At 42.7% G+C, this 2,983-nt stretch carries 4 protein-coding genes; 1 reads left to right on the top strand and 3 read right to left on the bottom strand.

Annotation, left to right across the window (positions count from 1 at the left end; genetic code table 11):
• The first annotated feature begins 74 nt into the window (after nucleotides 1-74).
• On the top strand, nucleotides 75-518 hold the full coding sequence (locus HCN83_RS17790; RefSeq protein WP_246238301.1) for an MFS transporter: 444 nt from the start codon (nucleotides 75-77) through the stop codon (nucleotides 516-518).
• Here HCN83_RS17790 and HCN83_RS18520 read toward each other — a convergent pair.
• The 3 genes from HCN83_RS18520 to HCN83_RS17775 form a co-directional block, all read right to left on the bottom strand.
• Nucleotides 459-1,244 carry a helix-turn-helix transcriptional regulator gene (locus tag HCN83_RS18520; RefSeq protein WP_246238300.1) on the bottom strand — a complete coding sequence of 262 codons (786 nt, stop codon included), beginning with the start codon at nucleotides 1,242-1,244 and terminating at the stop codon, nucleotides 459-461. The two genes, HCN83_RS17790 and HCN83_RS18520, sit on opposite strands and share 60 nt — an antisense overlap.
• Before the next feature lie 72 nt (nucleotides 1,245-1,316).
• A complete protein-coding gene (locus HCN83_RS17780) occupies nucleotides 1,317-1,727 on the bottom strand; it encodes a GNAT family N-acetyltransferase (RefSeq protein ID WP_168009746.1) in 411 nt (136 codons plus the stop codon).
• A gap of 187 nt (nucleotides 1,728-1,914) precedes the next feature.
• A complete protein-coding gene (locus HCN83_RS17775) occupies nucleotides 1,915-2,487 on the bottom strand; it encodes a GNAT family N-acetyltransferase (RefSeq protein ID WP_168009748.1) in 573 nt (190 codons plus the stop codon).
• Nucleotides 2,488-2,983: the final 496 nt, after the last annotated feature.

Raw genomic sequence — 2,983 nt, 5'->3', positions numbered from 1 at the left:
GATAAACTGATGTAGCAAGTGGCAGAACCTCCTCGTGTTTGTCTCGACAACTTTCACGATAAAGGATCTGCCACTTGTTTTCATTTCATCTGCTTAAGTGTCAACTACACTTCGTGGTGATGAGCCAAAGGTTAACGTTCATTCATTATTTTGCCGGTTCGATTATTTGGGGAGCGGGAATATTTTTGCTCGGTTTCGCCACCAGCCTCCCCCTGTTCTTTACAGGAGTGCTGATTGCCGCCATAGGCCTTCCGCTCACCGGGCTTACCCGAGTATATTTACTGCAGACCCTCGTGCCGGGAGAAAAATTAGGCCGCGCGTTCAGTTTTAATGCCGTGCTCCTCTACGGATCGAACGTCCTTTCTTTATCGCTGTTCGGTGCCCTCACCGCTTTTATCGACATGAGTTACATTTTTATCTTTTGCGGCAGCATGATGGTCTTCTGCTCTGTGCTCTTATTACTGCGCATTGTTTCTTCGGAAAAATCCGGGTGGAACCCCGTACAGACGCCGGAATAACTGATTATATACGGATACAGAAGAAAAACCGCAGCTGACCGCAATATCCGTGATGGTACGATGAGTATGTAAAAGCAGGTCCTGACTTCTGACAATCCGGTACAACTGGAGCCAGGAGTAGGGAGAAACGCCAACAGTTTGTTTAAAAATATGTGCAAACTGAAATTTGCTCATATCAAGCAGTGCAGCCATTTCATCTAAACTCCAGGCGTGCTCGTAATCATCTTTTAACGTTTCCATAACTTGAAAAACAGCAGGCTGAATAAAGCGGTAAGGCTGCGTAACCAGATCGGACGTATGGGTTCCAGGGGCAGATTGAGCGAGCAGTAAACTTAACTGGGCAAAACTGTGTTCCAGAAACACCTCAGAAGACCGACTGCCCTCCTCTTCCTCTATCCCCATAAATTGGTGAACAAACTGCACCCACTGATTCACAAGCGGATTTTTTTGAGCAGCCTGGGCAAAGTATAGTTCACTCTGTCCGCCAGAAACAGAAGCTGCTCCATGAAGAAAAGCCGCGTCCAGTTCAATGAGAAATTTGTGATCTTCCACGGCCAGTTGTTTATGTTCATCATGCGGATTAAATACCAAAAATTCCTTTTCGTGTAATAAAAGATCATTCCGCCTGCTCTGATACTGCATCGACCCTTTCAGCGAATAGACAAATTTATAGCACGGATCGTCCCGCCATACACTTTCTTTTTTCTTCTTATCGGTAGATAACAATAAGCAATTAGACGCTTTCAGTAAATGGACCAATCAATACACCCTTTCCTAACTATCTTCTCCTGCAATAGATTAATATCTTGCTAATTTAGCACTGCTCTTAGCTTTTCGATCGCACCGGAGGTGACACTGCCGTTCTTTTGCGCGTTCAATTCCCCATGTTATTAGCTCTGATCCGCTACCTTTACCTCTTATACTTAATGAGGTCCTCACTCCCTCAATGGTAGCTCGCCATCCACCTTGATGAGTGATATAAGGAGTAAATGTGAGCTGCTGAACGCCGACTACCTCGCCCTTATAACAGGCAACGATCAGTTCATTATTGGGATCCGCTTCAATGGCTTCAAAGGCGTGGCGATAACTTTCGAGAAGCGGAACCACATATTGTTCTCGTTCTTTGCCTAACACGTCGTCAGCCAGCATGCTGACAACGGCTTCAAGATCGCTCGAAACAGCTGACCTGCATTCAATTATGGCTTCCATAGAGATCCTCCTTAATTGAATTGTTCTGAGTTGATCCTCTTCGCATTAAATATATTTGTCACCTGCATTACATCTCATGATTATTTTACCATTTTTATCCTGTTATTTTTTACTTTGTACACGAAAAAGACCAGCAAAATGACAAACGCGTTCTGTTGGTCCTGATCGTTTTTATTTAAGTCCAGTATTAAGAGCGTTCGTAAGGCGGATTTTGGATATGATTGAGGTCACTCTTTAATATGGAGTACATATATAAATCATCAAATTTTCCAACGGTGAATTCATAGCTTCGCAAAAGTCCCTCTCGAATGAATCCCTGTTTCTCTGCTAATCGTTGAGACGGTGCATTACTGGGTTCTATTAAAGCTTCGATCCGCTGTAAGTGCATTTGTTCAAATCCATACCTAATAACAGCCTCAAAAGCCTCACTGGCTATTCCCTTGTCCCAATAATTTTTACTTAACTCAATCCCTATTTCAGCACGAGAATGCTTTGAGACGAGGTTGAGAAATCCACAACTACCAATTACTTCATCCTCGCCTTTTAACGTAATTCCCCATCTTATTCCCGTTTGCTTTTCCCATATCGATTGATACCATGAAATTTCATTCAATGCGTCATCCATGGAATTGAAAGGCTCCAGTCCCATATGCTTTGTTACGTCTTTATTAGACATGTACTTCAAGAGATAACCTGCGTCTTTATTTGTTACTTGTCGGAGAATCAATCTTTCAGTTTCAATTATAGGAAACTCACTAATAGGCACCACAACTACCCTTCTTCCTGATGTTATGTCATTTACACTGTATTCCAAATAAAAATTTATATTATAGCTGCACCGTAAATCATCACAAGAAAACTTTCGTAACGATCGGTCGGTTCGTGTTCAGTAATGATTTCGATATGATATTCATAGCAAGTTAAGCTACTTGCTTATCCTGCAGTGTAGACTCTTTTTGAATGTAATCCTGATAAAGTGATATTGTATAGATCCGGAATAATTCGCTTTCACCATTTCTTCATCTTGAACATTTTCTTTACAACTAACGCTCTTAAACTCGGGTTCGACAGTTACTAGGTAAACGAAATGCCTGGAACCCTCGTGTGACAAGGGTCTCAGGCATTTTTAAATACACCAGACGTGTTACTAGGAATTCGCCTGGAGATCGAGGATATTGGGAGGAGGCTTCAACCCTAGCGCCCCAAAGGTTCGCCGCTGTTTCTGGGTCACTTCCGTACACTGAAACAGGTCTCCA

Source organism: Alkalicoccus luteus (assembly GCF_012034335.1).
Lineage (GTDB): Bacteria > Bacillota > Bacilli > Bacillales > Salisediminibacteriaceae > Alkalicoccus > Alkalicoccus luteus_A.
The sequence above is the reverse complement of the archived record's forward strand: the minus strand, read 5'-3'. Positions and strand labels throughout refer to the sequence as shown.